Annotated in this window: 2 protein-coding genes; one reads left to right on the top strand and one right to left on the bottom strand. The window is 67.3% G+C overall.

The annotated features are described in order from the left end of the window. The coding region (locus ACUW6W_RS11725; protein ID WP_454180195.1) for a hypothetical protein at positions 1 to 204 on the bottom strand (204 nt) is incomplete at its 3' end. Between ACUW6W_RS11725 and ACUW6W_RS11720 the strand changes: the two genes are divergently transcribed. Next, the coding region (locus ACUW6W_RS11720) for an IS256 family transposase (protein WP_454180194.1) at positions 124 to 1,134 on the top strand (1,011 nt) is incomplete at its 3' end. The genes ACUW6W_RS11725 and ACUW6W_RS11720 overlap by 81 nt on opposite strands.

Raw genomic sequence — 1,134 nt, 5'->3', positions numbered from 1 at the left:
AGTTGAGTCCCTGATAGTGGTGTAACCCTCCCCGGTCGCCAACACCGTCCCCTTCACGGACGCGGTCACCGTGGGAGCCTTCGAGTGAACCTTCCACAGCACTCTCGAAAGGACATCACCACGATGACCGCTCCACACATTGTCGACCCTGAACGCCTTCTGCGCGAAGCTCTCGGGGAGGCCTCTCCCGATCTGTTGCGCCACCTGCTGCAGACCGTGATCAACGCCCTGCTCTCCGCCGACGCGGACGCGGTCTGCGGCGCCGAGTACGGCCAGGCCTCCCAGAGCCGTACCGCACAACGCAACGGCTACCGGCACCGACCCCTGGACACCCGCGCCGGCACGATCGATGTGGCCATCCCCAAACTCCGGGCCGGCACGTACTTCCCCGAATGGCTCCTCGAGCGCCGCAAACGTGCCGAGTCCGCGTTGATCACCGTGGTCGCTGACTGCTACCTGGCCGGCGTCTCGACCCGGCGCATGGACAAGCTCGTACGTCAGCTCGGCATCGACTCCCTCTCGAAATCCCAGGTCAGCCGGATGGCCCAAGAGCTCGACGAGCACATCGAGGCTTTCCGTCACAGGCCTCTGGGCGAGGCCGGCCCGTTCGTGTTCCTCGCCGCCGACGCCCTGACCATGAAGGTGCGTGAGGGCGGTCGGGTGATCAACGCGGTGGCCATGGTCGCCACCGGGGTCAACGCCGACGGGCGCCGTGAGGTCCTCGGGCTGAGGGTGGCCACCACAGAGTCCGGGGCGGCGTGGAACGAGTTCTTCGCGGATCTGGTGGCCCGTGGCCTGGCCGGGGTGAGACTGGTGACCTCGGACTCCCACCGCGGTCTCGTGGAAGCAGTGGCGGCGAACCTGCCCGGGGCCGTGTGGCAACGGTGCCGCACGCACTACGCGGCGAATCTGATGGCGGTGACCCCGAAGAGCATGTGGCCGGCGGTGAAGGCCATGCTCCACAGCGTGTATGACCAGCCCGACGGGCCGGCGGTGCATGCCCAGTTCGAGCGCCTGTTGGACTACGTGACCGATCGGCTGCCCGCGGTGGCTGGGCACCTCGATGCAGCACGAGAGGACATCCTCGCGTTCACCTCGTTCCCGAGGGACGTGTGGTCCCAGATCTGGTCGAAC

The organism is Micrococcus sp. 093350064-1 (assembly GCF_053627955.1).
Note: the sequence above shows the minus strand (reverse complement) of the source record. Positions and strands in the feature narration are given on the sequence as shown.